The sequence below is a fragment of the Nonomuraea sp. NPDC050383 genome, assembly GCF_044459125.1.
In the GTDB taxonomy this organism is placed as follows: Bacteria; Actinomycetota; Actinomycetes; order Streptosporangiales; family Streptosporangiaceae; genus Nonomuraea.
On the sequence record NZ_JBITIP010000009.1, the window covers coordinates 328,743 to 352,447 of the forward strand.

The 23,705-nt window shown below is 67.7% G+C and carries 17 protein-coding genes and 1 pseudogene; 5 read left to right on the plus strand and 13 right to left on the minus strand.

Annotation, left to right across the window (positions count from 1 at the left end):
* Positions 1-13: 13 nt before the first annotated feature.
* From ACIBG4_RS24155 to ACIBG4_RS24185, 7 genes are all read right to left on the minus strand, one after another.
* Entirely contained in the window at positions 14-2,113 is a 2,100-nt protein-coding gene (locus tag ACIBG4_RS24155; RefSeq protein WP_397203694.1) for a hypothetical protein, read from the minus strand.
* A complete protein-coding gene (locus ACIBG4_RS24160; protein ID WP_310710367.1) occupies positions 2,110-2,352 on the minus strand; it encodes a hypothetical protein in 243 nt (80 codons plus the stop codon). The genes ACIBG4_RS24155 and ACIBG4_RS24160 overlap by 4 nt, the downstream gene beginning before the upstream one ends.
* 416 nt (positions 2,353-2,768) lie before the next feature.
* Positions 2,769-4,325, minus strand: coding sequence for a serine/threonine-protein kinase (locus ACIBG4_RS24165; RefSeq protein ID WP_397203696.1), 1,557 nt, complete (start codon positions 4,323-4,325; stop codon positions 2,769-2,771).
* A gap of 77 nt (positions 4,326-4,402) precedes the next feature.
* Positions 4,403-7,549, minus strand: coding sequence for a type I restriction endonuclease subunit R (locus ACIBG4_RS24170; RefSeq protein ID WP_397203697.1), 3,147 nt, complete (start codon positions 7,547-7,549; stop codon positions 4,403-4,405).
* Positions 7,549-8,823: a restriction endonuclease subunit S gene (locus ACIBG4_RS24175; protein ID WP_397203698.1), complete on the minus strand. Its 1,275-nt coding sequence runs from the start codon at positions 8,821-8,823 to the stop codon at positions 7,549-7,551. The genes ACIBG4_RS24170 and ACIBG4_RS24175 overlap by 1 nt, the downstream gene beginning before the upstream one ends.
* Positions 8,820-10,814 carry an N-6 DNA methylase gene (locus tag ACIBG4_RS24180; RefSeq protein ID WP_397203699.1) on the minus strand — a complete coding sequence of 665 codons (1,995 nt, stop codon included), beginning with the start codon at positions 10,812-10,814 and terminating at the stop codon, positions 8,820-8,822. The genes ACIBG4_RS24175 and ACIBG4_RS24180 overlap by 4 nt, the downstream gene beginning before the upstream one ends.
* A 90-nt stretch (positions 10,815-10,904) precedes the next feature.
* Positions 10,905-12,965, minus strand: coding sequence for an N-6 DNA methylase (locus ACIBG4_RS24185; protein WP_397203700.1), 2,061 nt, complete (start codon positions 12,963-12,965; stop codon positions 10,905-10,907).
* 135 nt (positions 12,966-13,100) lie between these two features.
* Between ACIBG4_RS24185 and ACIBG4_RS24190 the strand changes: the two genes are divergently transcribed.
* Entirely contained in the window at positions 13,101-14,735 is a 1,635-nt protein-coding gene (locus ACIBG4_RS24190) for a DUF6119 family protein (RefSeq protein WP_397203701.1), read from the plus strand.
* Between the two features lie 46 nt (positions 14,736-14,781).
* Here ACIBG4_RS24190 and ACIBG4_RS24195 read toward each other — a convergent pair whose 3' ends face one another.
* Both ACIBG4_RS24195 and ACIBG4_RS24200 read right to left on the minus strand, forming a co-directional pair.
* Entirely contained in the window at positions 14,782-14,994 is a 213-nt protein-coding gene (locus tag ACIBG4_RS24195) for a DUF397 domain-containing protein (RefSeq protein ID WP_397203702.1), read from the minus strand.
* A complete protein-coding gene (locus tag ACIBG4_RS24200; protein ID WP_397203703.1) occupies positions 14,982-15,809 on the minus strand; it encodes a helix-turn-helix domain-containing protein in 828 nt (275 codons plus the stop codon). The genes ACIBG4_RS24195 and ACIBG4_RS24200 overlap by 13 nt, the downstream gene beginning before the upstream one ends.
* A gap of 196 nt (positions 15,810-16,005) precedes the next feature.
* On the opposite strand from ACIBG4_RS24200, the pseudogene ACIBG4_RS24205 reads away from it, so the two are divergent.
* Positions 16,006-16,335, plus strand: a pseudogene (locus tag ACIBG4_RS24205) (ATP-binding protein); the annotation flags it as partial.
* Between the two features lie 27 nt (positions 16,336-16,362).
* Here the strand turns inward: ACIBG4_RS24205 and ACIBG4_RS24210 are convergent.
* The 3 genes from ACIBG4_RS24210 to ACIBG4_RS24220 all read right to left on the minus strand — a co-directional run bounded on the left by ACIBG4_RS24210 (position 16,363) and on the right by ACIBG4_RS24220 (position 18,131).
* Positions 16,363-16,821: a DUF3995 domain-containing protein gene (locus ACIBG4_RS24210; protein WP_397203721.1), complete on the minus strand. Its 459-nt coding sequence runs from the start codon at positions 16,819-16,821 to the stop codon at positions 16,363-16,365.
* A 55-nt stretch (positions 16,822-16,876) separates the two neighbouring features.
* Entirely contained in the window at positions 16,877-17,329 is a 453-nt protein-coding gene (locus ACIBG4_RS24215) for a hypothetical protein (RefSeq protein ID WP_397203704.1), read from the minus strand.
* A 94-nt stretch (positions 17,330-17,423) separates the two neighbouring features.
* On the minus strand, positions 17,424-18,131 hold the full coding sequence (locus ACIBG4_RS24220) for a TetR/AcrR family transcriptional regulator (protein ID WP_397203705.1): 708 nt from the start codon (positions 18,129-18,131) through the stop codon (positions 17,424-17,426).
* Between the two features lie 113 nt (positions 18,132-18,244).
* Between ACIBG4_RS24220 and ACIBG4_RS24225 the strand changes: the two genes are divergently transcribed.
* Together ACIBG4_RS24225 and ACIBG4_RS24230 are read left to right on the plus strand one after the other, a co-directional pair.
* Positions 18,245-18,598 (plus strand): YrdB family protein, encoded by a 354-nt coding sequence (locus ACIBG4_RS24225; RefSeq protein WP_397203707.1) that lies wholly within the window; start codon positions 18,245-18,247, stop codon positions 18,596-18,598.
* A 45-nt stretch (positions 18,599-18,643) separates the two neighbouring features.
* Positions 18,644-19,582: a Gfo/Idh/MocA family protein gene (locus ACIBG4_RS24230; protein WP_397203709.1), complete on the plus strand. Its 939-nt coding sequence runs from the start codon at positions 18,644-18,646 to the stop codon at positions 19,580-19,582.
* A gap of 948 nt (positions 19,583-20,530) precedes the next feature.
* Here the strand turns inward: ACIBG4_RS24230 and ACIBG4_RS24235 are convergent.
* A complete protein-coding gene (locus ACIBG4_RS24235; protein WP_397203710.1) occupies positions 20,531-21,835 on the minus strand; it encodes a Glu/Leu/Phe/Val dehydrogenase in 1,305 nt (434 codons plus the stop codon).
* 243 nt (positions 21,836-22,078) lie between these two features.
* Between ACIBG4_RS24235 and ACIBG4_RS24240 the strand changes: the two genes are divergently transcribed.
* A complete protein-coding gene (locus tag ACIBG4_RS24240) occupies positions 22,079-23,632 on the plus strand; it encodes an alkaline phosphatase D family protein (RefSeq protein WP_355437946.1) in 1,554 nt (517 codons plus the stop codon).
* Positions 23,633-23,705 lie beyond the last annotated feature (73 nt).

Below are 23,705 nucleotides of genomic sequence, written 5' to 3' on the forward strand. Positions count from 1 at the left end.
AGCCGACTGTGTGTCATTTATCGCCTCCGGTCGGGATCTGGAGACCGAGAGAGCTGTTCACGTCCTTGGTGCTGTCAAAGGTCGTGCCGAAACGATTGAGCAGATCACTGCTTCCGGCTTTGCCCCGAACCCACGCGAGGAAGTCGCTGTACTCCTGCGGAGTCATCTCGGAGAAGGTCTTGATCGCAGGAGGGGATCCAGTCGCGAATGTCCGGCCTGTCAGTCCTTGATCGTCGATCATGTTTTTGTTCAGCATCGCCGTGGCCAGCATCTGCTCCGCCAGCCTCTCCACAGCCGACCGGTTGTCTTCCAACGTGCGATACGTCTCGTCCAACCCCTTCCCATGCTCGGACATCCGCTGCGCCACCTGCTCGGCCAGTTGGTCGTACGCGGCCCCCGCCAGTTTGTCGTACCCCGAGCTGACCAGGTCGCCGAACGCCCCGGTCGCCAGCTCGCCCACCCGCCTTGCCCCCGGCACCGGCAGCAGCCCGATGGCGTCGCCCACCATGGACTTGAGCGCCTCGTCGGCCTTCTTGTCGTCCAGCCCCTGAGCGATGAGCACCTGGCGGCGGATCTCCACGAGGTGGCCGAAGGGGCGTGCCTCCTCCACGGTCCGGTCCGTGAGGAACTGCTTGATGTCCGTGCCGGGCGGGAGCGTGGCGCCGAGGGCCGCGCGCATGTGCTCGGTCTGGGCTCTCACCAGAGCCTCGAAGGCGTCGTCGTCGGAGGTGGCCAGAGCCAGCGCGTACGACATGTCCTTGGCCGCCACCTCGCCGAAGGTCGCGTGGTTCAGGAGGAGGCGCGACAGCTCATCCACGTTGGCCGCGAGTGCGAGGCCCAAGGGCCGGCGCAGGGGAGCGTAACGGTCGAACAGGTCCCTGTCCTTGATCTCCAGGTTGCCGCTGTCGTCCTTGCCGAAGGCGCCGCGGACCTCGTCGGAGAGGATCTTGGTCATCTGGGCGGCCAGCTTTTTAGAGGTCTCGTCCCGGCCGGTCGTCGCGGTCACCAGCATGTCGTTGAACGGCTGGTAGTCGCCCAGGTAGCGCGAAGCCTCCCATCTTGTCGTCAGCAGGTAGTGCAGCGCGGACTCCTTCGATCCGGCCGGCGTGTGGTTCAGCAGCACCTGGGACGCTTCCCGGCTCGACTTCGCCGCGTGGAACAGGTCGTCCACCACCGATGACCGGCCCCCCGCGCCGGGAGCGCCGACTTGCGGTCCGGGTCTCAGCGCGGTGCCGAGGCCGAGTGCAGCCGCCAGGTCGATGATGGGCGCCTGGATGCCCCAGAGGGTTTGGCCCACCTCCCACTCGTCCTTGCGCCGCTCGTACTCGTACGCGATCACGTCCCGCCCGACGACCTCCATGAACTCCTCCGAGAACGGGGTCCGCCCGTCGTGGGCCGCCCAGACGAGCGCCAGGGCCTGATAGCCGGAATAGGCCGCGTTGCCGACCCGATGGTCGGCGCGGCCCTCCTTCACCAGGTCCGTGAGGAAGGTTTCGCCCAGGTACGCGGGACTCTTGGGGTCGGTTCCCCTGGCCAGGGCCGTGGCGAGCATGCGCAGGACCTTCGCGCCCTCCGCCGAGAGCCGCGCCGCGCCCTCAGGATCATCGTGCACCTTGGCCTCGCGGACCCGGTCGGCGAGTGAGCCGGGCAGCCGCGTAGCGCCTGTGGCGCCGAGCGCGCCCAGGAATGCCTTGACGAACTCCGCGTCCCCGGTCCGGGAGGCGTACCTCTCCAGCCCGGGCAGCGCCGCCTCGTCCCCGTCGGCCGCCTTGAGCGCGGCGCGGGCCGCCAGCGTGCCGTCCAGCAGGCCCTGGGCGGCCCCCAGGGCGTCGGGCATCTCCAGGAAGCTCCCGGCCGGCGTGCTCCGGCCGAACGTGACCTTCTGCCGCTGCAGCTCGCGGACCAGTTGCTGCCGCCGCCGCAGGTCCGCGGCCTGCGCGGTGACCCGTCCGGCGAGCTGCCGCAGCCGCGCCGCCGGAGCTGTGTCGAGCCCCGCGCTCTGCAGCTCGCCGTGCAGGGCCGCCGCCAGCTCCTCCAGCCGTCCGGCCGCCTCGGTGTGCTTGCCCGCCATCGTGTCGAACTCCGGCTGCTTGACCCCGGTGAACTCGGTCATCGCCGGTCCGGAAGCGAGGCCAGCTTCTCGTCGGCGCTGTGCACGGCCTGGGTGAGCGCGGCCCGCAGCTCCCGCTGGTCGGCGTGGATCTGGGCGTCGAACCTGGCGCCCGTCGGCCCCACCCACGCGTCGTTCTCCATCAGGCGGCAGGAGGGGTCGAGCGCCCACCAGTGCTCGTCCGACAACCGCTGGATCCGCTCCGCCACGGCCCGCATCGCCTCGCGATCGAGATCAGCCACGATGATCCCCTCGTACGGCTCGCTGCTCAAGAACCAGATCAGGGAGGCGGCGTCCCCCGGTTTTCACACCGTAATCAACATCACGTCAACAGAACAAGCTCAACGTCGGTGAAAGGCATAGCTCGTTCGACTTTTGTTCGTGAATAGGTGGTTTTGCCCGACTTGGGCAAGGCGCCGCTGATACGCCTGCTACAGGCTGGTCTCGCCGATCGCGCCCAAGCCGTGCGCGGCATCTGCCGACACCTTGAGGGGAAGGTCCTCGATCGGCTGGGCTCGTTTGCCCACGACGGGAAACTTCAACTCGGTTCTATTTTCGCGTCGCGTACTGCACGAAACTAAAAGCGACCTGTAGTTGTCGGGGACCGAGGGCGCATGCTGACCAACCGGTCCAGCATCTGTGGCTCCAGGGCGCGCGCTTACCCGTTTGTGAGGTATCTGAGGATCTCTGCTATTTCCTGTGTTTCTTCGTGGTTTGGTCCGTAGAGGACGCAGAGGTCGTCGAACAGCGGGTTCAGTACCTCGCGTGCCGCCGTGACATCACCCTCGCTGGCGAGGAGCGTTCCGATGCTGCGCCGGAGCTCGATGGCGATCTGGGAGATGTCGCTCTCCTTCGCGCGAACCAGACGCAGAACCTCGCGGTACTGCTGGAGCGCGCGGGTGCCGTGACCCAGCTCAGCGCGGCAGTCGGCTGCGTGGCGACGGCAATGGATGACGTTGTTGCCGGTCGGTCCCTCGGTGACTTCATAGGCCCGGGTGAGGTCGTCGAACTCTGGCAGCGATCGGCGATAATCGCCGCCGACGAACAGGATCGCTGCCCTCTTCTTGCGCAGGGCGAGCACTGCCGGATGGCGGGCTCCGAGGTCGGCCGAGCCCGAGTCGATCACGTCTTGGAGGGCGTCTGCGGCCTGGACGTAGCGCTCGTCGACAAGAAGGTCGTCGACCTTACGGTTGGCGTCGGCGACGGCATGCTTGAAGCTGGTGTCGGCCATCCCACCTGGAGAAAGAACAGGTGCTGGCGCGGATGCTTTGGAAAGGACGTCGGGCGGGCGTGGAGCGTTCGGGCGGCGATACATCTGGGTGGGATCCGGGCACCCGGCGAGCTGAGGGCCGCTCCGCGGTGCCGATGATCCCGGTGGAGGCAGGAACGGCAGAAGGCCGAGGTAGGCCGCGTAGGCGTCTGACGGGCGCTGCTCGGGCTTCTTGGCCAGCAGTTCGAGGACGAGCTTCTCCAGATCCTCGGGGACTTCGGGGCGCAGCACGCGAACCAGCGTCGGTCGGGAATGGCGATGCTGCTCGACGAAGTCGTCCTCGGTGGGGCCGGCGAAGGCCGGCCGGCCGGTGAGCAGCTCGTGGAGGAGACAGCCAAGGGCGTAGAGGTCGCTCTGCGGGGTGACCTGACGGGCCCGGGTCTGCTCGGGCGACATGTACTGGTAGGTCCCCATCGGGATACCGAGCCTGGTCAGTTGCGGGACATCGGGGCGGAGGATCGCGGCGATGCCGAAGTCGAGCACCTTGACCGTGCCGTCCGCGCTGACCAGCACGTTGTCGGGTTTGAGGTCGCGGTGGACGACGGGAATGGCGTGGGCATGGGAGAGCACGGTGGCGATCTGTGCGGCCATCGCCGCCGCCCAGGGGATCGGTAGCAGATCGCTCGGCCGGATGTAGGAGCGCAGGCTGGTGCCGTGGATGTACTCCATGACCAGGTAGAGCTGGTCGTAGGGCTCTTCGAGGACGGCGTCGTAGACCTGGGGCACGCCGTGGTGGCGGATGCGCGCGGTGATGCGCGCTTCGCGGCGGAAGCGGTCGGCGAGTTCCTTGGCGTCCCGGGCAGACGTGATCACATCCGTCCGGATCACTTTCACAGCGACTTCGCGGTCGAGTACCGCGTCGTAGCCGCGCCAGACCGTGCCCATGCCGCCGGTACTAATCTTTTCGGTCAGTTCATATCGCCCGGCGACGGGTTCAATCGGCACGTTGTCTCCACGAGTCACAATGAGCACCTTTGTGATCAGTGTGCTCGTGGAGAAGCCCGGCTGTCCAACAGAAGGGATCAGGCCACGTCGTCGAGACCCTCCTGTTCGCGGATGAGCCGCCAGGCCGCTCGGCGCGCGGTCTTGGTAAGCGCGACTTTGAAGGTGGGATCCTTGTCGAAGAATCTGTCGCCGAGCGTCTTCAGGTTGTCGACGTGGTCGGCGACCTTTTCCTCGAAGACCTTGTTGAAGACGTGCCCGAAGTTGTCCGGGTCGACATTGGCAACAGCAGCCTGCCGCACCTCGGGGTCGGCGACGGTCTCGTTGAATGGGACGATCATGTCCTGTTCCGTGAAACTGGTGCCGAACTTCTCGTTGAACTTCTCGATGAGCTCGGACAACAGCGACTTCTCCTCCTCCTTGGATCGGCCGGAACCGTCACCGAAGCCCTTGAGGGTGGAGGCGCCTTCAGGGTCGAGGCCGAGGTCGTGGTCGCCGGTTTTCTCGGTCTTGACGTGAGTGAGATCGATCTCGCCCAGATCAACATCACCCCTGGCGCCGTGCGGGAGACGGGCCAGCAGATAGCGGCCGTAGACGTAGAGCAGCTCCAGGTCCTCGTCCTGATAGGGGATGACCTGGGAGAGGAACCCGTACTTGCTGACGTAGGCGTCCAGGTCGGACCGGAAGTCCTCGGCTTTCTTCTGGTCGTCCTCGTCTTCGCCGTCCAGCAGGTCCTTGAAGCGGCTGACCGCCGGAGCGAGCAGCCGGTAGAGCTCCGCGTGGAGCTTCTCGTGAGAGATCATGGCCTCGTCGGCCGCGAAGAGCGCTGCGGCGAAGGCGAGCATCTCCTGCTTGTAGAGCACCTGGTGACCCATGACCTTGCTCAGCGCCGTGTACAGCAGGTTCGGGTCCGAGGGGAGCGTCTCCGCCTCTTCGAAGTACGGGCGGAACGATTCTCTGATCTGCTCGGCGTCGTTGACGAAGTCGATGACGGCCAGGTCCGCTTGTGACTTGCGCTCGGCGGTCCGATTCAGCCGCGACAGGGTCTGTACGGCGGCGATCCCCGACAGCTTCTTGTTGACATACATCGTGGTCAGCAGCGGCTCGTCGAAGCCGGTCTGGTACTTCTCGGCTACGACCAGAATCCGATACTCGGCACGGCCCCTGCCGCCGGCCTTCACCACCTTGTCGTCGGCGCGGGTGTAGGCGAACGCCTTGGGCAGGCCGTCCTCGCCGAGGCCGCCGTTCTCCTTGACCTCGGTGATGTCCTTGTCGCCGTCGTGGTCGAGGCTGCCGGAGAAGGCGACCAGTACGCCGATGTCGCTGCCGCGGATCTCCAGCTCCTCCTTGATGGCACGCGACATCTGCACCGCGCTGACCCGGGAAGAAGTGACGACCATCGCCTTGGCCCGTCCACCCATCCTGCCTCGGGTGTGGGCCAGGAAGTGCTCGACGATGACGACCGCCTGCTGCTTGACGGTCGCGTCATGGGTGAGCGCGTACCGGGCCAGAAGCGGGCTGGCCTTGGACTTGTCCACTTCCCGGTCGTCGGGGTTGTTGCTGACGAGCTTCCAGAAGGTGTCGTAAGTCGCGTAGGTGCGGAGCGGGTCGAGGATGAAGCCCTCCTCGATCGCCTGCCGCATCGCGTAGGTATGGAACGGCTTGTACTTCTCCTCGCCGTCGACCTTCGCCAGCTTGCCGAACAGCTCCAGGGTCTTGGCCTTCGGCGTGGCCGTGAAGGCGAAGTAGGAGATGTTGGAGGCCATGCTGCGCTCGGCGGCGCTCTGCTTCAGCATGGCTTCCACACTGGTGGCGCCCTGGGCTTCGTCCTCGGCGTCCAGACCGAGATCACGCAACGCGGCGCGGACCGCCTTGGCGGCCTCGCCGGTCTGGGAGGAGTGCGCCTCGTCCACGACGATCGCGAACGTTCGGCCCTTGATCTCGGTCGGGTTGTCCTTGAGATACTCCACCAGCACCGGGAAGGTGGCCAGGGTCACCGTGATGATCTTCCCGCTCTCACTGGAGAGCGCCTGTGCCAGCTGTGCCGACTTCGCTCCCCGCCGCTCATCGATCTTGACGACGAGCCCGGCGGTCTGCTCGAAGCTACCGACCGTCTCACGGAGCTGTGCATCCAGGTTGCGCCGGTCGGTGATGATGATCGTCTTGTCGAAGACCGGGATGCCGGGCTTGAGTCCGTTGGCAACTGCTTCCGGATCGAGCTCCTGGGCATCGGTCGCCGTGTGAAGTGCACTTAACCGGTGCGCCAGCCAGGCGATCGTGTTCGACTTGCCGGACCCCGCCGAGTGCATGACGAGGTAGTTGTGACCGGCCCCATGCTGTACGGCATGCGCCGTCAGTTTCTTGACGGCGTCCCACTGGTGGAATCGGGGGAAGATCGCCGAGCGTCCACTGCCCTTCTTGTCCTTGGGCTGGTGGACGAAGCGCTCCAACAGGTCCAGCCAGTTGTCGCGCTCCCACACCTGCTCCCACAGGAAGGATGTCGGATACTTTCCCGGGACCGTCGGCAGCGGGTTTCCGGCGCCGCCGGACTCGCCAGCGCCTTCCGAACCGGTGTTGAAGGGAAGGAACGGCGTGGGCTTACCGCGCAGCCTCGGGGCGACGAAGACCTGATCCGGGTCGACGGCGAAATTCGCCACCGCCTTCTGGGCGAAGATCGGCTCGGTGGGGTCGCGCTCTTCCCGGTACTGCTTCTTGGCCTGCTCCACACCCTGCCCGGTGAGCGGGTTCTTCAGCTCGGCGGTGGCGACCGGGATACCGTTGACGAACAGCACCAGGTCAAGGCGGTGCCCCTTGTCTGCCGCTTTGGTCGCGTAGGCGATCTCCCGGATGACCGTCAGCCGGTTGGCTCGGTAATTGGTCAACACGGCGTCGGATTCGACCAGGTTCGGCTTGAAGTAGGCCAGCCTGATGCGGACGCCGCGATCTTTCACACCGTTCCGCAGCACGTCGAGGACGCCTTCGGTGGCGATCGCCTGGTTCAGTCGTTTGACGAACCCCTGCTGGGCGGCGTCGGCGTCGTTGCCGTAGAGGGCGAGGAGCTGGTTCCACTCGTCGATCTGGGTCGCCCCGATGAAGGTGAACAGCTCGGCGGTGGCCAGGCCAACGTCGACCCGGTAGTCCGAGTGGTGGCCCACCTCCCAGCCGCGCTGCTGCATTTCGGCGAGGATCGCGCTCCGGAAGGCTTCCTCGTTGTGGTTCGCAGCCATCACTCCTCCACTCCACGTCCGCTCGCCGAGGACACATCGAACTGCCCGTTCACCGCCGCCGTGATCAGCGCCTGTCGCCGCTCGCTGATCAAGTCGAGCTTTCGCGTAATCGCATCGACAAGCCGATCGATGCGGTTGTTCTGCTCACGAATCTGCTCGACAATCTGTCGTTGCTCCTCGATCGGTGGAACGGGAATTCGTAGCATCTGGAGATCCGGCACGTAAATCGTCTTATGGGTGGAGCCCATAGCCAGGCGCCCCAAAAGATCAGGACGCATGGCTCGGAGACACCAGAGTAGGTAGAACGAGTCAAGCTTAGGACCGCAGTTCCATGTGACAAAGTCCTGGCTCGTCGCCATATCCCTCCCCATGACTGCGGAATAGCCGGCTGATGCAGTGCGGCAGAGGACGACAGTTCCGGCCGGATGTATCTCAGCCGACGAGTTGGCAAGACCCAGCTCACTAATCATCTCTCGAGTGTCGGAAATTACCTCCACACGGTCATCGCGGACTTGCTTGACCTCGCCAGTGGTGATCCACGGAATGGTGCAATCCATCCACCATTCGGGCCGGGAGCGGCTCGGTGTATGCCCGCTCCCCATTCTGGCCAGCAAGCCGAGGCGAACTTCCTGCCAGCTCTCCGGAACGCTCTGCAGCCATGCGAGGCTTGAGCTTCTCCGCGAGGAGTGCGTGTGTCCAGACACCATTGCTGTTACGCCGGCAACCCGCCGCTCCGCCAGACGGTCAAGGAGCCGTTGCTGGACGGAAACCAGGCTGTCGATGCGGGCGGTCTCGGTGTCGAGGAAGTCCGCGATCCGCCGCTGCTCATCCAGTGCTGGAAGCGAGACGGGTATCGCGGCAATCTCGCTGGGATTTATGGCTGGATAACTGACCCCGGCCGATCGCGCGACGATTTCATCGACAAATTGCTGAGAGCGGCAGTAGTAAGCAAGGAAGCGGGAATCGATGCATCCTTTGGCCTCCAGAATGGCAAACCCGGTGGAGAACACCAGCGGATCACTGGAGTCTGGAACAGATGCGATGGCCCGGAGATATGTTCGTACGGTCGATACGACTACAGCGCCATGCGGAGCTAAGCGCCTTGCGCGCGAGGGGGCTGCAGCGAACGTCACATCCTCGGCGGGAACCGCTATGCTGCCAATACCGTTCACCGCACTGATGTCAATGTAACGGAACCGGAATTCGGGGTTTGTGCTCTCGGTCAAGGTGTCCTGGTTGATCAGCGCTACATCCTTGACGCGATAGGTTGTCATTCAGTCACCTCGCTGAGGAGGGCCTGGATCTCGGCCTCAAGGGACTTGAGTTCGGCGTCGATCTCGGCCAGCGGACGGGGTGGCGTGTAGACGTAGAAGTGCCGGGTGAACGGGATCTCGTAACCGATCTTCGTCTTTTCGTGGTCGATCCAGGCGTCGGGGACGTGAGGGAGGACCTCGCGCTTGAGATAGTCCTCAACGTCCTCCTCAAGCGGCACATTCTCGAAGTCGCGCAAGTCCGGGTCGGGTTCCGGGTTCGGGTCGCCCTTCTTCTTGTACTGCACTTCGCCCTTCGGGTCCTTCACGCCGATGGCGTCGCGGAGCGACTTGAGGAACGGTGCCTTCGACGGCCACGGGCTCCCGGCGGCGACCACCGCCTCGTGCAGAGCCGAGAAGGCCCCGGCCTTCGTCCACCATGTGGAGCCGAGCAGTGGGCGGACCGCCTCAACCTGGCTGCTGACGCCGATATCGCTGCCGGCAGCGATCGGGTTGTGGACCATCAGGGCGATCCGGAACTTCTTGAGAGTCTCTTCGGTGAGCTCGAAGCGGAGCTTGAGCGGGCGCTCGACGGTGATGCGGCGGTAGCCGAACTCCTCGTTGCGGAAGACCTTGACCTTGCCGTGCAACGGGTGCTCAGGGTCGTCGGCCACGGTGAGGGCTTCGCCGTAGAGTCTGGTGATCTCTCTGATCTGATCTTCACCGATTGCCTTGCGCTTGTCGCCGAGGGACTTACGCATCTTCTGCCAGTACTCCCGCGCGTCCAGCAGGATGACCTTGCCCCGGTGATCTGGAGACTTGCGGTTGCTGAGGATCCAGAAGTAGGTGGAAATACCGGTGTTGTAGAAGAGCTGGTCGGGCAAAGCGACGATCGCCTCAAGCCAGTCGTTCTCCAGGATCCAGCGACGGATGTTCGACTCACCGGAGCCGGCGGCACCGGTGAACAGCGGGGAGCCGTTGAAGACGATCGCGATGCGACTTCCGCCCAGTGCGGGGGCCTTCATCTTCGAGATCATGTGTTGCAGGAAGAGCAGCGAGCCATCGTTGATGCGGGGCAGGCCGGCCTGGAACTTGCCCTCTGGGTCGCGCTCGGCCTCGTCCTCGATCTGGGTCTTGATCTTCTTCCATTCGACGCCGAACGGCGGGTTGGCAAGCAGGTAGTCGAACCGCTCCCGCAGATGGCCATCGTCGGTGAAGGAGTTGCCGAAGGCGATGTTCTCAGGGTCCTGGCCCTTGATCATGAGATCGGAGCGGCAGATCGCCCACGACTCAGGGTTGAGCTCCTGTCCGAAGGCTTTGACGGTCGCGCCCTTGTTAAACTTCCTGATGTGCTCCTCCGCGGCACTGAGCATGCCGCCGGTGCCGCAAGCCGGGTCGAGGACGGTACGTACGACGCCGCTGTCCCGCAACAGGTCCGCGTCGGGCGCGATGAGCAGGTTGACCATCAGTTCGATGACCTCGCGCGGGGTGAAGTGCTCACCCGCCGTCTCGTTCGAGGCTTCCGAGAAGCGCCGGATCAGGTCCTCGAAGACGTATCCCATGGCTTGGTTGGGTACCACTGACGGGCGCAGGTCAAGGTCGGCGAACCTGCCGACGACCTGATAGAGCAGGTCGGCCTCGTCGAGCTTCTTGATCTGCTGGGCGAAGTCGTACTTCTCCAGCACTTCGCGGGCGTTGTCAGAGAAGGCAGCCACGTACTGGTTCATCAGCGAAGCGGCGTGCTTCGGATCGCCTGTGATCTTCTTCAACGTGTAGCGGCTGGTGTTGTAGAAGTTGTGCCCGGCCGCCCGGCGCAGGAAGAACTCGCGCTCCTCACCCTTCTCGGCGGCGTCAGCGACTACCTCGCGGGTGGACTCCAGGACGCACTCGAGGCGGCGCAGCACGGTGAACGGCAGGATCACCTTGCCGTAGTCGTGCCTGCGATAGTCGCCGCGCAGCAGGTCGGCGACGGCCCAGGCGTGGTTGGACAGTTGGGAGTGCTTACCGAGGTCCAACGGTGGTCCTTCTCTCGTGGCGGTCGGGAGGACAGTGTCCTCAAGTGTGAGGGGAGTGCGAAGAGCAGGAGGGCTGATCCAGCGGAAAAATCAATGCTGCGGAGGTGCCAGCCCGCCGCCGGTCAGGGATGAAGAGACGGTCTTGGCGGTCTCGGCGGCCAGCTCGTGCATGCGCTGGGCTGCCTCCTCCAACCGGTGCAGCTCGCGGAAGGCGGAGCCGTACCGGATCTGCTCCTCCAACGGGACGAGCGGCACCTTGAACCGCAGTGGGTCGATGGGGATGTGGGTGCGGAGACTGGAGGCGGCCGCGAGATTTTCATCCGTCAGCATGAAGCCGGCCAGGAACCATGGGTCCATCCGTGACGGGTCGACCCGGAGTGCCACCACGCCGCCGCTCAGCAGAGCACCTACGTCGCGGTCGTCGGCCACCCGGAATCGCGCTCGTTCTCGCGAGGCGATCGCCTTCGGGAGGAGAATGTCGCCCGCCGCCACGATGACCGGCTCGCCGATCTGGTGGTCGGCGGCAATGCCGCTCGCCCGGCTGCCGGTGGCGACATCGCGGCCGGTGAGCACGGGCAGCGCGACATGTTCGTCCGTGAGTCGTTGTTTCTCGGTGGCCGGACCAGTCCGGAGCACGGCAAGCAGACCGCCCCGGACGAGATCGCTGACCAAGGCCAAGCGCCACGTCCTCGGCTGGTCTGTCGAGCCCCACCGTTGGGCCGAGATCGCCGCTCCGAGTTCGGCGTGGCCCTGGGAGAGTTCGCTGAGCAGGTGGGTGGCCCGTTGGGAAGACTCGGCCGGATCGAGCGGTGCATGGTGCAGGTGCCGTACCGGTGTGAGATCGACGTTGTCGCCGAACAACTCGACCACGGGGACCGCACGGGCGGTGCCGGGCACCGGCTCGAATTCGGCGGAGTCGTTGAGGAAGGCCCGCCAAGTGGTGAGGGCTGTGCTCGTGAGTGCTTCCCAGGCAGGTGCGTCGTCACCGGTCGCTTCCGACAGGTCGAGCATCAGGATCGGCTCGGCTGTCGTACTCGGAAGGGGCTTGCGCAACACCCACAGGTGAAGGCCGACGTGCAGCGGGACGACGAGGCCGGGCGGCAAGGCGATCACCGCTCGAATGGCGCCCGCTTTGAGCAGCTCGGTGCGGATCTTCCTGCTGGGCGTGCGCATGGCCGTGGACGGCGGTAGCAGGAGCACCGCGTGACCACCGGGGGCGAGGTGGGCCAGCGCGTGCTGTACCCATGCCAGCTCGCTTTCGCCACGGGATGGTGTGCCGTATGCCCAGCGAGGGTCATAGGCCAGTTCGTCGTGACCCCACTCGCGGTCTCCGAACGGTGGATTGCACAGGACCGCGTCTGCTTCCAACTCGGGGAAGGCGTCGGCCCGCAGGCTGTCGCCGGCGCGCACCAGCGTCAGAGCCTCCGGGCGAGACAGCGTCAGGCGGATGGTGCTGCGCAACGTCTGCACCTCCAGCCGATCCTGCCCGAGCAACTTGGCCGCTCCCTGGCGGCCGGCGGCGTCAAGGAGTGATCCGCTGCCGCATGCGGGGTCGAAGACCGTCTCCGGGTAGTGGTCATCGGTCCGCAGCAGCGCTGCCATGAGGTCAGCGAGCCGGCGTGGGGTGGTGAAGGCGCCGGGGGAGTTGCTGTCGGTGAGCTCCCGTTCGGCCAGGACGTCCACGACAGCGGGACCGCCCTCGTCGCGCACACTGCTCAGGATGGCTCGGAGCAGCGGCGCATCGTCGGTCTCATAGGTCGGCGTGGAGCTTCCCGGCAGGTCAACGAGGCTGGCCACGGCCTGGTTGGCGGCTTCGGCGAGCTCATTGTCCGGCAGGGTGGTCAGGTCGTGTTCGGCTCTGACCGCGGCGAGTACGAAGGGCAGAAGTTGGTGGGCGATGGCGGTGCCCTGCCGGAGCCGTAGCAATGTGCGGAGCTCCGCCAGAGCAGACCCCGATTTCGTCTGGCCGTGGGCTGCCAACCAGGCCCGCACGGCTTCCAGGTCATAGAGCGGACTGGTGTCGGCTCCGGCGGCGGGGGCGGGGAAGTCTGCGTGACGCCGCCGCCAGTTGCTGACGGTGGCTCTGGTGACCCCGGCCAGCCGGGAAATCTCGGCGGCGGTCACGTGCACCGGCTGCTGCGGCATGGTCATCTCGTTCCCTTGGCGACTGCCATGATGGTAACGGCGAAAAGCAGGCTTCAGCAAGTGGGAACTTTTTAACAGCGCTTTCAGTCATACTGGGTGCAAGCAGTTCAACATCCGCTCTCTTCCCCCTTGGAGCACGCCATGGCGCCTGCGACCCTTCCCGCCACCGTCTACCGGCTCACCGACATCGCGCCCACCACGGACGCGATGTTCGAAGCCACCTCCACCGGCCGCCTCGCCGCGCCGGGTGTCGATGTCATGGAGCTCGACATCGCCGGTTCGCCGGCGGTCCTCTACTTCCGACAGCACCCGCCTTCCAAGGCCGGGTGGACCCCTGGGCTCTCCTCGCTCACAGGCGTGTCGCTTCCGCTGGTCAAGCAGGACTGCGAGGCGGTGCTGATCGTGGCGGCGGAGCCGTACGTCTACGGGATCGGTTTCGGTCAGGGATACCTCGCCGTAGCCGACTCTCGTGAACCGGGCTTCGGACTGCACTGCGCGCTGCGCGCGGTCGACCCGGCCCGGGTGCGCGACGTGGGCCGGCGGGCGCTCGGCGGCCTGCCGCGGCACGACTCCACCTACGTCCCGGACGGTATCCCCATCGGTGGGGTTGGCATCCGGGACTACGCCGAGCTGGTCAAGAAGCTCGGTGGCCTGATCAAGGCATCCGACCTCGGTCTCAGCCACCGGGAGAGCGTCTCTGTCGAAGGTGCGGACGGCTTGCGTCTGCCCATCCCGCTGGAGCCGACGGCGTTTCGAGCCCTGCTGCACCGGCTGAACGAGATCAGCGAGCGCGAGGTGCCACCCGACTTCGAACGGTTGGAGGCCATCCGGCCGGTAGGCTCCGAGTCGGTCCGCGACGAGTTGGACGCGCTGCTGGACGAGGCGGTCCGTGGTCAGGGGGACCCCCGGCTGCACGTGGCGGTCCCTCCCGCCCTGATCGACCTGCGCCACGATGCCCGCTCCTACCGCATCAAGGTCGGTAGCGTCGCGATCGTCCGAGAAGAACTCGATCTTGATGACCTCCGCCGGCGGTGCAAGGTGCAGCACTGCATCAGCCCCTCCGCCGCCCTCCGCGAGGGGACTGTCGAGATGTGTGCCGACAGTGAAGGGAAGGAGCCGATCGGCCGGGCCCGGGCCATCCGCTGGATCGAGGCCGTGGGGGCGATCGGGTCGCATGTCTACCAGCTCAGCGACGGGGACTGGTACGAGTGCGGCGCTACCTACGTGACGTCGGTGCAGCGCCGCCTCCAAGAGCTCATCGTGCCCGAGCCGGAGGTGACCATGCTGCCGTGGCGGGCCGGCGAGTCCGAGGAGGACTACAACCTGCGCATGCAGGACACGCTCGGACGAGGCCGATATCTGTGCCTCGACCGCAAGTTCAGCCGGACCCGGCAGCAGCGCCGGGGCAAGGGGTACGAGGCGTGCGACGGGCTGACCGACCGCCACACGTTGGTGCACGTCAAGGCGGCGGGCAGCTCAGAGCCTCTCAGTCACCAGTTCGCCCAGGCGCTGATCTCGACCCGGACGTTGTACAGCGAGCCGGATGCTCGGGCGAAGTTCAGCGCGAAGGTGGCAGAGCTGAGCGGCGGGCTGCTCACCGTCCCGGAGGACTTCGTCCCGAGCAAGGTCGTGCTGGCTGTTCTCCTCAAGGGGAAGGAGCTGACGCCGGACTCGCTCTACCCGTTCGCCCAGGTCGCTCTCGTCACGCTCGCCGACACGCTCCGGCGGGACCATGGGGTGATCGTCGAGGTCGTCGGTATCCCGAACGACTCCTGAGGTGAGGAGGGCGGCTGCGGCCCGGCCGTACGAGTGGTGTGTCCAGTCAGTCGAACTCGCCATTCTTCGCGCCGTCGATGAAGGCGTCCCATTCGCTGGAAGTGAAGATCAGCGCGGGGCCGGTGGGGTTCTTGCTGTCGCGGACGCCCCGGTGTCCGCCGGACAGTTGGGCGACTTCGACGCAGTTGCCGCCGTCGGGTCCTGATCGGGTGGACTTGCGCCACATGGCTGTGTCGAGTTCTCGGATCAGCTCGTCCATCGCTGCAACGTCTCCTTGATCAGTTCCCGGGACTCGCGCTGGGGCAAGGCTTCGGAACGAATCGCCTCATATCTGTATGTTAGGGCGCTGACGTCCTCTGGTCGCTCTGTTACTCGGCTCATGATTCCAGCGGACTCGACATACGCCGTGTCGAAGACTCCATGAGCTTGCGCGATGGCGAATCCGCCGGCAAGCCCGGTTGTGGAGTAGGCATTGAGGGGGAGGATCTGGATCGTAATCCGGGGGGCCTGGCCCGCTTCGAGGAGGTGGGTGAGCTGCGCGGACATGACAGCGGGGCTGCCGATCGGGCGATGCAGCACCGCCTCGTCGATCACGATCCAGAGCAGGGGCGGCTTGGGGCGCAGGAGAATGCTCTGGCGCTCCATCCGGGCGACCACATGGGTCTCGATCTGCTCGGAGGTCGCGCCGACATCGCCGCTCAGCACGGCCCGGGCGTAGTCCTCGGTCTGGAGGAGGCCGGGCACGACCAGTGGTTCCCAGGTTCGGATGGCTTCCGCTGTGCTCTCGACGTCGAGCCAGGGCCGGAACCACGGAGGAGCCGATGCGTGGCTGACCATGGGCCAGAGTCGCATCAGCGCCCCTTCTGCCTCCAGCGCCTCGTCGCAGTGGCGGGCGAACTCCTCCGTCGGTGATCGCCTGGCTGTCTCGATCATGCTGATCGTGCCGACCGAGTAGGACACCGCCTTCGACAGGCGGACCTGGGACCAGCCTCGCGCCTTGCGGTGTCGCCGTAGCTCGAAGCCGAAAAGTGCGGTCGGCGAGTCAGCGGGGCATAGTTCGCTTTCCTTCGGCACCTGACCTCCCGGGGGATCGCCACTGTTTCAACGAAGCTTTCACTGAAACAGCTGATGACATGACGAAGTCGATCGACTACTGAATGTAGCCAAATCTTGGGATGGTGGGAAGGTCGATCGAGGCTGACTTCTTCGAGTGGGTGAAGCCGTGAAAGTGCCGAGCGCGGAGCCGAGGGTCATCGGTTCGATCCAGCTGGTGGGCATTCGCGAGTCCGTCTCGCATGCCCGCTCCGAAGTGCGCAGATGGCTCGGAGACGATCACCCCGCTGTCGACGACGCCGTGCTCGCGGCGTCCGAGCTCGTGACGAACGCGCTCCGGCACTCCGACGCAAGACCGTACGACTTCATCGGCCTGACCGTCACCGGGACGGAAGAGTTGGTCTACGTGGAGGTGCGTGACCCTGGTTCAGCGTTCTCCGGGCCGTACGTCCGGAAGGAACCGGAGGCGGAGGACGGTCGCGGCCTGCTGATCGTCGGTGAGATCTCCGAGGATTGGGGAGTCCGGGAGCACGGCCGTGGGCTGGGCCGTACCGTCTGGTGCGCCATCCGGGTTCTAGGCCTGGCGCGTGCCGGCCGGCGAGTCTCGGCGGCTCAGCCGCCATCCGGTCGTCGCCCAGCACATCCCCCAGAGCAGGAAGAACGGCGACCACAGCAGCAGATCCCAGCGCGCCAGGGTGCGAGCCAGCGCGGCGTGCTCGAACGGCGGCGGGCGGACACCGGTCAGCAACAGCGCGTCGCCGGCGAAACCGAACCCCAGTACCCCGATCGACCGGGCGATCATGAGGATCCCCAGCGTCCAGGCGACCATGAGCAGTAGCCGGCGCGGGGCTCTCGCACCCCAGGGCCGCACGGTGGCCAGCGCGACGATGACACCGACCACCGCGGCACCGGCCAGCACCCAGTGGCTCGCCACGAACAAGGGATCACGTGCGAGCAGCTGTTCGCGCAGGTGTGGAGGCAGCGGGTCCTTGTCAGCCAGCGCATTGGCCCCCAGCGCCTGGGCGAGCTTCATCGATCCGTACGCCGCGGCGCACGCCGCAGCTCCGTACGCGCCCGCCCTCGCCTGATCAGCCCGCGACACGTCTGGTCGCCACTGCGTAGGACCTGGTCATCTCCAGGAACAGCCCGATCACGACGGCCCCGAGGACTCCGTGGTACCACTGCCAGCCCACACCGATGCCGACGAACCCGTCCAGGATCATGATCCCCGCGCCGCCACCGACAGCCAGGAGCATCCCGGCCAGCACGAGCAGCATCAATGGTCTCGGCACCCTGCGCCCCAGCGCAGTGACCGTGGCGATGGCGACGCACGCGCCGAGCACCCCGGTCGCGGCCGCGAGCCACTGCCCGGCGGCCGCGTCCAGGAAGTAGCTCTCCGTCTCGGCGGCAGACACGGGCGGGCCGCCCGGGAACCCGAGCCGGGCCTGCAGGGCGAAGGCGGCCTTTCCCACGGCGTACCCGAGGAACAGCACCGCCGTCGCGTACGCCGGCCAGCGTCGTGGATTCTCAGAATGGGCCATGGCCACGACAGTAGAGGCCACTGACCATGGCATCACTCCCCTTCGCGGGGGAGAAGCCTCCCCTTCGAAGGGGGGAGCGGTGGCCATGCGATGGTCATCCGGGCTGGGTGAGCCCGATCATGGCTCCCAGCACCCGTATCGAGTGGTCGAACCCCGGCCCGTTGTCCTGGAAGGTGCCCTTCAGCTGGCCGAACACCTCGAAGCTCACCCACCCGTACAGGGACGTCCACGCCGCCAGGCCGCGCAGCACCGCGTCGGGGGGCACACCGGGCATCAGGTCGGCGAAGCTCGCCTCCGCTTCCGCCGCGAGGCCCGCGTCCACCTCGGCGGGCGCGGCCGCCGGCGTGAGAGCACCCGCGCGTTGGGCGTCGGAGAGGATCCGGCCGAAGACCACCAGGTCGCGCACCCGGGGCCCGATGGTGTCCTGCGGCGCCTGGTAGCCCGGCACCGGCGAGCCGTACAGCAGCGCGTACTCGTGCGGGTGCGCGAGCGCCCAGTCGCGCACGGCGTGGCACACGGCCGCCCACCTGGCCGGGAACCGGTCCGGCGGCGTGGCGGCGTCGGCGCGCTCGACGGCCTCGCCGAGCGCGTTGTAGCCGTCGATGATCAACGTGGTCAGCAGGTCGTCGCGGCTCGGGAAGTAACGGTAGATGGCCGAGGAGACCATGCCCATCTCCCGCGCCACGGCGCGCAGGGACAGGCCGCCGGCTCCGTCGGTGGCGAGCTGCCTGCGGGCGATGTCCACGATCTCCCTGGTCAGCTCGGCACGGACACGTTCTCTCGCAGTGCGGCTGGCGGTCATGCCCACGACGCTACCAGAGCGCCGAAAGGAAAGGAGAGCACCGCTCTTGACGACGGGTGCTCTTTTGGGAGAGCATTGCTCTCGTAAGCGAACGGCAGTTACTGGAGGTTCACATGCTCGCCATCGCCAAGGGCGCCAACCTGGCCCTGATGTTCGTCCTGGAGCTGGGCGTGCTGGCCTCCGCGGCCTACTGGGGGTTCACGGTGAGCCCGAACTGGGCGGTCAAGCTGCTCGCCGGTCTGGGGGCCCCGGCGCTGTTCATCGCCGCGTGGGCGATGTTCGGGGCGAACGGCGGGGCCAACGCCGTGGTGCCGCTCACCGGAGCCGCCCGTGCCCTCCTGGAGATCGTCTGGTTCGGGGGCGGGGCGCTCGCGCTCTACGCGGCCGGCCTGGCCACCCCGGCGGTCCTCTTCGCCGCCGCCTTCGTCGTCAACGCGGTCCTCCGCATCGTCTGGAAGCAGGTCTGACCATGGGTGAGCGTCGCTCCCGGCGCCGCGGGCTACGCTCTCCGGATGAAGACAGCAGTGATCGGCCTGGGTGACATCGCCGAGAAGGCGTACCTGCCCGTGCTCGCCGCCCAGCCCGGCCTCGACCTGCACCTGTGCACCCGCGACCGGCGGACCCTGGACCGGCTCGGCGACGCCCACCGCGTCGCGGCGAGGTTCACGTCCGTCGAGGAGGTGATCGAGGCGGGGGTCGAGGCCGCGTTCGTCCACGCCGCCACGGCCGCGCACCGCGAGCTGGTCGAGCCGCTGCTCAAGGCGGGGGTGCACGTCTTCGTGGACAAGCCGCTCGCCGACAACCTGCCCGACTGCGAGCACCTCGTACGCCTGGCCCACGCCGAGCGCCGCTCCCTCATGGTCGGCTTCAACCGCAGGTACGCCCCCGGCTACGTCGGCCTCGCGGCGCTGCCCCGCGACCTCGTCCTCATGCAGAAGAACCGCGCCGGCCGGCCGGAGGACCCCCGCCGGATGGTGTTCGACGACTTCATCCACGTCGTCGACACGCTCCGCTTCCTCGCGCCCGGCGAGGTCACCGGCACCAGGATCCGCACCCGCGTCACCGGCGGCCTGGCCGAGCACGTCGTGCTGGAGCTGACCGGCGACGGGTTCACCGCGATCGGCTCCATGTGCCGGGTGAGCGGCGCCGCCGAGGAGAGCTGCGAGGTCATGGGCGGCGGCGTCAAGCGGCGGGTGGTCAACCTCGGCGACGTGGTCGACTACGCGGCCGGTGAGACGCTCGGGCGCCGCGCCGACTGGGTGCCGGTCGCCCGGCAGCGCGGCATCGAGCAGGCCTGCCTGGAGTTCCTCGACGCCGTGCACGCCGGCCGCCTGCTCACGGCCGACGACGCGCTCGTCAGCCACGCGATCTGCGAGGACATCGTGCGGCACGCCCAGACGGGGAACACGTCCGCGTCGAACGGAACAGGCTCGAAGGGCGCGACCGGCTGAGAGGTGCGCTCGGTCGGCCGCGCGTTCGCGGGCCGGCGCTCGCTCATCCACCGGTCGGACTCGCTCAGCATCCGCCCGAACTGCCGGCCGCCGAGCCGGGTCAGCACGGTGAAGCCGCTGCGGTCGCTCAGCGGGCTGGAGGACGAGACGACGCCCGCCACCGCCCCGTCGTACAGGGCGGGGCCGCCGCTGCCGCCGTCCGGGGCGTGGCAGTTGCGGGTGACCAGCACCCCCGGCCCCCGGGCGATGCCTTCGGAGGCGTCGCCCAGGCAGTGGTACAGCTCCATGCCCGGGTACCTCCGGCCCGCCGGGTAGCCGAGCAGCTCCAGGCCGCGGAGCGAGGTGCCGGGTCGCGTGCGCAGCGTCCGCAGCCCCGGCCCGGTGACGTCCTCCAGGGAGCGTCCGCGCCGGGCGACCCCGACCAGGCCCACGTCGTACGGGAGCTGGGCCTCGGTGTCCGGCCCGTCGCGCCACCGGTCCGGCACCCACGTCCGCACGGCCCGCCACACCCCGAGCGGCGGCCGGCCGTCCGCGAATCCCGGCAGGAACGACACCTCCCGCATGCTCCTGCCCCGGTCGTACAGGCAGTGGGCGGCGGTGAGCACCAGGCTCCGGCTGCGCGACCTGATCACCGCGCCCCCGCACAGCACGGTCCGGCCCGTGACCGGGTCACGGGCCAGCACCACGCCGGCCAGCCTCCGCTCCCCGGTGTAGGGCGCGGGGACGGGCGCGTACCCCAGCCGGTCGCCGCCCGGTGTCATGACGTCGTGGTGCGGCACGGACCGCGACGCGGACACCTGGGGCGCCGACGGATGGAGGAGGGCGAGGGGCAGGGTGAGGGACAGCACCGACCTGAGCACGTACCCCACCCTAGATCCCCGATGATCAGTGCCCTGACCTGCGACACCACGGTTTACCCAACCTAGGTGCGGCCCCGGGCGCGGTCGCTCAGGGGTACAGGCCGCGCATCCGGTGCGCCTCGGCGACCCGGCCGACGCCGATGACGTGCGCCGCCTGCCTCAGGGTCAGGCCGCGCTCGCCGGCCAGCGACCGGACCTCGCCGAACGCGCTCTCCATGAGGTCGCGCAGCTTCACGTCGACCTCCCCGGCGCTCCAGGAGTACGCCTGCATGTTCTGCACCCACTCCAGGTACGACACGATCACCCCGCCCGCGTTGGCCAGGATGTCGGGGACGACCGTGGTGCCGCCGGCGGCGAGAATCTCGTCGGCCTCGGGCGTGGTGGGGCCGTTGGCGCCCTCCACGACCAGGCGGGCGCGGATCCGGGGCGCGTTGGCGCCGGTGATGACGTTCTCCAGCGCGGCGGGCACGAGCACGTCGACGTCCAGCTCCAGCAGGTCGTCATGGCCGAGCGCGTCGGCGTGGGGGTAGCCGAGCACCCCGCCCGCCTCGGCGGCGTGGGCGCGCAGCGCGGCCACGTCGAGCCCGCCGGGCGCGTGGACGGCGCCCGAGGCGTCGGACACGGCGACGACCACGCAGCCCGCGTCGGCCAGGTACTGCGCCGCCAGGGCGCCCACCTTGCCGAAGCCCTGCACGGCGACGGTGACGCCTTCGGGTGAGCGGCCGAGCGCGGCCAGGGCCGCGATCTGCACGCCGCGCGAGGTGGCGCCGGCCCGGCCGAGCGAGCCGCCCAGCGTCGTCGGCTTGCCGGTGACGACCCCCGGCACCGAGTAGCCGGTGTTGACGCTGTAGGTGTCCATGATCCAGGCCATGGTCTGCTCGTCGGTGCCGACGTCGGGGGCCGGGATGTCCTTCTCCGGGCCGATCATCGGCAGGATCTCGTTGACGTAGCGGCGGGTCAGCCGCTCCAGCTCACGCGGCGTGAGGGCCTTGGGGTCCACGGAGACGCCGCCCTTGGCGCCGCCGTACGGGATGCCCACGAGGGCGCACTTCCACGTCATCCACATCGCCAGGGCGGTCACCTCGTGGATGTCGGTGGCCGGGTGGAAGCGGATGCCGCCCTTGGCGGGGCCGCGCGAGATGTTGTGCTGCACCCGGAAGCCCTGGACGACGTCCATGCGGCCGTCCTCACGCCGCAGGGGGACGGAGACGGTCAGGGAGCGGCGGGGCGTGGCGAGCATCGTGCGCAGGCCGTGGTCGAGCCCGAGGTGCTCGGCCGCCTGGTGCAGCTGCTGGAGAGCGGAGTCGAGGGCCTGGCGGCCCGGGGTGGTGAGGTCGGCGCTGAGGGCCGGGTTCGTGAGCGCCGGCGTCATTGACGGCACCATGACGGTCATGGAAGGAGTGCCTCCTGGTGAGTACCCCCGAGTCTGAGGTAAGCGCCGTTGCCTGCCTCTTTGGGGGTAGGTGTCGCGATCATCCTAAGGCTGCGTGTTTCGTCACGACTGGGTTTTTTTGATAGTCGTGGAGAAACGGTGCTGCTTTCATCGATCCAACCCGTTGATCAACACGCCGGCCAGGTGCCACTCTGGCAGGCTTGGGTACGGGAGTGTGCCGAACTGTCGAATCGGGGGGTTGCGATGCCCGCACTGGTGATCGGGCCGATGCTGCGCTACGTCGATGCGTCGAGCGCCTCCATCTGGGTGGAGACCGGGGAGCCGTGCACGGTCGCCGTGATCGCGGCCGGCCGCTCGTACGAGTCGCGGACGTTCACGGTGCACGGGCACCATTACGCGATCGTGGACCTGACCGACTTAGCGGCGGACGTCGACGGGTACGCGGTGGAGCTGGACGGCGAGCGGGTGTGGCCCCTGGAGGGCCGGCCGCCGAGCCGCATCCGGCTGCTGCCGCCCGAGGGGCCGCGCCGGATGACGTTCGGCTCCTGCCGGACGAGCGTGCCGCACGACACCGCCCACGTGCTGACCCACGGCGAGGACGTGCTGCGCGCCTACGGCGGCCGCCTCATGGAGGCGGGCGACGAGGAGTGGCCCGACCTGCTGCTGCTGATCGGCGACCAGGTCTACGCCGACAGCCCGTCGCCCGGCATGCTGGAGTTCATCCACGCCCGCAGGGACACCGAGCCCAAGAACGAGATCGCCGACTTCGAGGAGTACGCCGAGCTCTACCGCCGCGCGTGGACCGACCCCGAGATCGCCTGGCTGTTCTCGACCGTGCCGACCGCGATGATCTTCGACGACCACGACCTGCGCGACGACTGGAACACCTCGCAGCCCTGGCGCGAGCAGATGGCCGCGACGAGCTGGTGGCGGCGCCGGGTGATCTCCGGGCTCGGCGCCTACTGGATCTACCAGCACCTCGGCAACCTGTCGCCGGCCGAGCGCGAGGCCGATCCGCTGCTGCGCTCCCTGCGCGAGGGCGGCACGGACGGGGGCGGCCTGCTCGACGACTTCGCCGAGAAGGCGGACGCCGACCCGGCGAGCACCCGCTGGAGCTACGCCCGCGACCTCGGCCACACCCGCCTGATCATGATCGACACCAGGTGCGCCCGCCAGCTCACCCCCGGCGACCGCAGGATGCTCGACCCGGGGGAGTGGCAGTGGCTGGTGGATGAGGTCTCCCAGCCCGCCCAGCGGCTGGTCATCGGCTCCTCGATCCCGTTCCTGCTGCCCGAGGGTGTCCACTCGGTGCAGAACTGGAACGAGGCCCTGTGCGACGGCGCGTGGGGCTCGTGGGTGCGGAAGCTGTCGGAGAAGTTCCGGCAGGCCGTGGACCTGGAGCACTGGGCCGCGTTCCGCCGCTCGTTCGACGACCTGGCCCGGCTGCTGGTCCGCGTGGGCAAGCCGGTGCTCATCCTGTCGGGCGACGTCCACTACTCCTACGTGGCCAAGGCGAGCGCCGGCGACATCCACCAGGTCGTCTGCTCGCCGATCCGCAACCCGCTCAGCCCGCTGCTGCGCTGGGCCAACGTGTTCACCCAGTTCGGCATCGCGACGCTGGTCGGCGGGCTGCTCGCCCGGTCGGCGCGCATCCCGCGCCCGCCGTTCCGCTGGCGGGTGACCGAGGGGCCGTGGTTCCAGAACGCGCTGGCCACCCTCACCTTCCCCGACCAGGCCACCTGGTACGAGTCCTCCGGCAACACGATCAAGGAGATCGCCTCGGTGGAGCTGAGGTGATCAGGCGTGGACGTGCGGCCCCGCCGCAGGCGAGGGTTCGCGGCGGCGCCGCACGTCCGGTCCCGATGCGCTC

Bases quoted from the DNA above. Each gene is read 5' to 3' on its own strand.
- ACIBG4_RS24155 (WP_397203694.1), bottom strand. From the start codon at position 2,113: ATGACCGAGTTCACCGGGGTCAAGCAGCCGGAGTTCGACACGATGGCG.
- ACIBG4_RS24170 (WP_397203697.1), bottom strand. From the start codon at position 7,549: ATGGCTGCGAACCACAACGAGGAAGCCTTCCGGAGCGCGATCCTCGCC.
- ACIBG4_RS24175 (WP_397203698.1), bottom strand. From the start codon at position 8,823: ATGACAACCTATCGCGTCAAGGATGTAGCGCTGATCAACCAGGACACC.
- ACIBG4_RS24185 (WP_397203700.1), bottom strand. From the start codon at position 12,965: ATGACCATGCCGCAGCAGCCGGTGCACGTGACCGCCGCCGAGATTTCC.
- ACIBG4_RS24190 (WP_397203701.1), top strand. From the start codon at position 13,101: ATGGCGCCTGCGACCCTTCCCGCCACCGTCTACCGGCTCACCGACATC.
- ACIBG4_RS24195 (WP_397203702.1), bottom strand. From the start codon at position 14,994: ATGGACGAGCTGATCCGAGAACTCGACACAGCCATGTGGCGCAAGTCC.
- ACIBG4_RS24210 (WP_397203721.1), bottom strand. From the start codon at position 16,821: ATGAAGCTCGCCCAGGCGCTGGGGGCCAATGCGCTGGCTGACAAGGAC.
- ACIBG4_RS24215 (WP_397203704.1), bottom strand. From the start codon at position 17,329: ATGGCCCATTCTGAGAATCCACGACGCTGGCCGGCGTACGCGACGGCG.
- ACIBG4_RS24220 (WP_397203705.1), bottom strand. From the start codon at position 18,131: ATGACCGCCAGCCGCACTGCGAGAGAACGTGTCCGTGCCGAGCTGACC.
- ACIBG4_RS24225 (WP_397203707.1), top strand. From the start codon at position 18,245: ATGCTCGCCATCGCCAAGGGCGCCAACCTGGCCCTGATGTTCGTCCTG.
- ACIBG4_RS24230 (WP_397203709.1), top strand. From the start codon at position 18,644: ATGAAGACAGCAGTGATCGGCCTGGGTGACATCGCCGAGAAGGCGTAC.
- ACIBG4_RS24235 (WP_397203710.1), bottom strand. From the start codon at position 21,835: ATGACCGTCATGGTGCCGTCAATGACGCCGGCGCTCACGAACCCGGCC.
- ACIBG4_RS24240 (WP_355437946.1), top strand. From the start codon at position 22,079: ATGCCCGCACTGGTGATCGGGCCGATGCTGCGCTACGTCGATGCGTCG.